The sequence below is a fragment of the Streptomyces radicis genome (genome assembly GCF_003626575.1).
Lineage (GTDB): Bacteria > Actinomycetota > Actinomycetes > Streptomycetales > Streptomycetaceae > Streptomyces > Streptomyces radicis.
In genome coordinates this window covers 1-4818 of the sequence record NZ_RBDY01000062.1, presented here as the reverse complement: position 1 = coordinate 4818, position 4818 = coordinate 1, and the positions used below count along the sequence as shown (strand labels likewise).

2 protein-coding genes are annotated in these 4818 nt (G+C 69.7%); both read right to left on the bottom strand.

What is annotated here, in order from left to right:
* The coding region (locus D7318_RS32170; protein ID WP_120700786.1) for a type I polyketide synthase at positions 1–3752 on the bottom strand (3752 nt) is incomplete at its 3' end.
* Positions 3753–3766: 14 nt separating this feature from the next.
* On the bottom strand, positions 3767–4818 hold a 1052-nt coding region (locus D7318_RS32165; protein ID WP_120700785.1), incomplete at its 5' end, for a beta-ketoacyl reductase.

Here is a 4818-nt window from a genome sequence, read left to right as displayed (position 1 = left end):
CCACGCACGTCGCCGGTGGTACCGGTGAGATCCAGCAGATCAACATCCTCGGGAATCTCAGCGGCGACCTCCCCCACGGTGAACGGAACCCATTCCACCCGGAACAACGACTCCCCCACCGAGGAGCGCCCGATGCGCAGTTGTTCGACGGCGATGGGCCGGGACACCAGCTCCGCCACCGAGGCCACCGGCTGGCCCGCCTGGTCGGCCAGGTGCAGGGACACGCCCCCCTTCTCGGTGACGGTGGTCCGCACGCGGAGGGCCGTGGCGCCGGTGGCGTGCAGGCCGACGCCGTTCCAGGCGAACGGCAGCGGGATCTCGCCCCGCGCGTGATCCGTCCGGGCAGCCGGACTGAGATGCGTGGTCTGAAGCGCCGCATCGAGCAGGGCGGGGTGGAGGCCGAAGAGCCGCGCCGTGCCGCTTTCCTCGTCGGGGAGGGCGATCTCGGCGAACACCTCACCATCGCGGGTCCATGCCCGGCGCAGGCCCTGGAAGGTGGGGCCGTACTCGTACCCCGCCTCGAACCGTTGGGAGTAGAAGCTGTCCAGATCAACGGGAGTCGCACCGGCGGGCGGCCACTGCGCGAACGCCAACTCCTCGACCGAGGCAGCCGGTTCGACGACGAGATACCCGCTGGCATGCAAAGTCCAGGAGGTCTGGGATTCGGCGTCGGCGGCCCTGGAGTGGATGACCACCGGACGACGCCCCGTCTCATCGGGGGCATCGACGGTGGTCTGGAGGTGGAGGGCGTGGTGTTCGGGCAGGGTCAACGGGGCGTGAATGATCAGCTCGTCCAGCGCCCCGGCCCCGGCCTCGTCCCCGGCCCGGATGGCGAGCTCGACAAGAGCGGCACCGGGGAGGAGAACCGTGCCGAACACCGCGTGATCCGCCAGCCACGGGTGCGTGCGGAGGGAGAGCTGCCCGGTGAGGATCACGCTGTCCTCGGTGGCGACGGGCACGATGGCGCCGAGGAGGGGGTGGTCGGTCGCGGTGAGCCCGACGGTGGAGACATCCGTGGCGGAGGACGTCGGCTCCAGCCAGTAACGCTGGTGCTGGAAGGGGTAGGTGGGCAGGTCGGCCCGGGTGGGGGTCTGGGGAACGCGCCAGTCGAGGGGCCTGCCGTGGGTGTGGAGCGCGGCCAGGGAGGCGAGGAGGCGCCGGTGGCCGCCCTCGTCGCGGCGGAGTGTCCCGGTGACGGTGGCGTCGGGGTTGGCGTCCTGGATGCTGTGGGTCAGGACGGGGTGGGTGCTGACCTCGACAAACGTCGAGTGGCCCGCGTCGGCGAGGGTGCGGGTCGCGGACGCGAAGTGCACGGGGTGCCGCAGGTTCCGGTACCAGTAGTCGGCGTCGAGGGGGGTGCCGGGGGTGAGCCAGTCCTGTTCGAGCGTGGAGTAGAAGGGAACGCGGGGCGGCTTGGGTGCCAGCTCACCCAGGAGCGTGGTCAAGTGCTCGTGGATCGCCTCGACATGGCTGGTGTGCGAGGCATAGTCCACGGGGATCCGACGCGCGCGAATGTCCTGGCTCTCGCAGTGGGCGAGAAGCCCGTCGAGAGCCCCGGGGTCACCGGCGACGACCGTGGAGTGCGGCCCGTTGAACGCCGCGACCTCAAGACCCGGATAGCCGGTGAGAAGCTCCCGGACCTCCTCAGGAGGAAGCGGAACCGAAGCCATGCCACCACGCCCGGCCAGATGAGCCGCGATCGCCCTGCTCCGCAACGCCACCACGGTCGCCGCGTCGTCGAGGGTCAGAGCCCCGGCCACATACGCCGCCGCGATCTCCCCCTGGGAGTGACCGACAACAGCGTCCGGAACCACCCCATGCGCCTCCCACAACCTCGCCAACGACACCATCAGGGCAAAGGAGGCGGGCTGGATCACATCGACACGATCGAACGACGGCGCGTTGTCACCCTGCCGAATCAACTCCAGCAGCGACCAACCCGTCAGCGGATCAAGAACAGCCGCCACCTCATCGACGGCCTCCGCGAAAACCGGCGAGGCACCGTAGAGCTCGGCGCCCATACCGGCCCACTGCGTCCCCTGACCGGGAAAGACAAAGACAGTCTTGGCCAGCTCGCGCGCCGTGCCGGTGATGAGATGCGGCGCGGGCTGACCATCGGCCAACGCCTGGAGACCGGTCAAGGCGTCCTCGCGATCCCCGGCCACGACCACGGCCCGCTCCTCCAGGGCAGCCCGCCCATGGATCAACGTCGAGGCGACATCCGCCAGCGACTCGTCAGGGTGCGCCGCCACATGCTCGGCAAGCCGCCGCGCCTGACCCCGCAACGCCTCGGACGTCCCCGCGGACACGGGCAGCGGGAGCACGGACGCGGTGTCCGCCTCAGGGGCGCCCGGCTCTTCCTCGGCGGGTGGCGCCTCTTCGATGATGACGTGCGCGTTGGTGCCGCTGGCGCCGAAGGCGGAGACGCCAAGGAACCGGGGGCGCTCGCCGCGCGGCCAGTCCCGGGCGTCGGTCAGCAACTCCACCGCCCCCGCCGACCACTCCACCTTCGGGCTGGGCTCATCCACATGCAACGTCCTGGGCAGGGTGCCGTGCCGCAACGCCTGCACCATCTTGATCACCCCGGCCACACCAGCCGCCGCCTGCGTGTGACCGATGTTCGACTTCAACGACCCCAGATAGAGCGGCCGTTCGGCAGGCCGGTCCCTGCCATAGGTCGCGAGCAGGGCCTGCGCCTCGATCGGATCACCCAACGTCGTCCCCGTGCCATGCGCCTCCACCGCGTCGATGTCGCCCGGGGTGAGCCGGGCGTTGGCCAACGCGGCCCGGATCACCCGCTGCTGGGAGGGGCCGTTCGGCGCGGTCAGACCGTTCGACGCGCCATCCTGGTTGACCGCCGACCCCCGCACCACCGCCAGCACCCGATGACCGTTCCGCCGAGCGTCCGACAGCCGCTCCAACAGCACCACACCCACGCCCTCGGCCCACCCCGTACCATCCGCCGCCGCCGCGAACGCCTTGCACCGCCCATCGACCGCCAGCCCACGCTGCCGCGAGAACTCCACGAAGAGCCCCGGAGTGGCCATCACCGTCACCCCACCCGCCAACGCGAGCGAGCACTCCCCACTCCGCAACGCCTGCGCCGCCAGGTGCATCGCCACCAGCGACGAGGAGCAGGCCGTGTCCACGCTCACGGCGGGGCCCTCGAGGCCGAGCGAGTAGGAGACGCGCCCCGAGACGACGGCGGCCGCGGTGCTGACCCCGAGATAACCTTCCGTGCCTTCCGGGGCCTTGGCGACGTTACTGCCGTAATCGTGATGCATGACTCCGGCGAAGACGCCCGTGCTGGTGCCGCGCAGCGAGGTCGGGTCGATGCCCGCACGCTCCAACGCCTCCCACGACGTTTCCAGCAACAGCCGCTGCTGCGGGTCGAGAGCCAGCGCCTCACGCGGCGATATCTCGAAGAAATCCGCGTCGAATTCTCCGGCGTCGTACAGGAAGCCACCCTCGCGCACATAGGACGTGCCCGATTGATCGGGGTCGGGGTCGTAGAGTCCTTCGAGGTCCCAGCCCCGGTCGTCGGGGAAGGCGGAGACGCCGTCGACACCCTGGTCCACCAGGCGCCACAGGTCCTCGGGCGAGGCGACCCCGCCCGGCAGGCGGCAGGCCATGCCGATGATCGCGATCGGCTCGGATTTCTCCGACTCGACATCGAGCAGGCGCTTCTGGGTCTTCTTGAGCTCGGCGACCACCCGCTTGAGGTAATCGCGCAACTTCTCGTCGTTCGCCATGGTGAAACCGTCCCTCACAGGCCGAGTTCGTTGTCGATCATCTCGAATATCTGGTCGTCCGACGCCGACTCAAGGCCGAATTCCTCGTCGTCCGATGCGTTTCCGTTGATCTCCCACCTGGCGGCGATGGCCTGCAAACGCGCCTTCACCTGAGAGTGCAATTCCTTCTCCACGGCGTCGGCGAAAAGCGCCTGTTCCAGCTTTTCCAACTCCGCCAGCACGGACGGGGTCGTCTCCTGGGAGGCCACCAGTCCGTCGCGGAGGTGGTGGGCGAGTGCGGTGGGGTTGGGGTGGTCGAAGACGAGGGTGGCGGGGAGGCGGAGTCCGGTGGCCTGGTTGAGGCGGTTGCGCAACTCGACGGCGGTGAGCGAGTCGAACCCCAGCTGTTTGAACGCCTGTTCAGGACCGATGACATCGCTGGCACCCCGCCCCAGCACGGCGGCCGCATGGGTACGCACCAGATCCAGCAGCAGACGATCACGATCGGCGTCGGCAAGGCCGGCCAGGCGCTGGGCCAGGGACTCCCGATCCGCCGAGGCCGTGTGCACGGCCCGGCGCGCGGGACGCCGCACCAGACCACGCAGCAGCGCGGGAACCTCCTCGGACCCACCACGACCCAGCGCGGCGATGTCGAGCTTCACAGGAAGAACGACCGGCTCACCACTCGCCAGAGCAGCGTCGAACAACGCCAACCCCTCCCCCGCCGACAAGCCGACAATCCCGTCCCGTCGGCTCAGCCGCCGCTCGGCCCCGCTCAACTTGCCCGTCATCTCGCTCGCCTGCTCCCACAGGCCCCAGGCGAGGGTGGTGGTGGGGTGGCCATCGGCGCGGTGCTGGTGGGCGAGGGCGTCGAGATACGCGTTCGCCGCCGCGTAGTTCGCCTGCCCAGGATTGCCAAGAGTCCCCGCAGCCGAGGAGAACAGCACAAAGGCGGCCAAGTCCCGGTCCCGGGTCAGCTCATACAGATGCTCGGCGGCATCGGCCTTCGGCGCCAGAACCGCATCCAGATGCCCCGGAGTCAACGCCGTGAACACCGCGTCATCCAACGCACCAGCCGTATGAACCA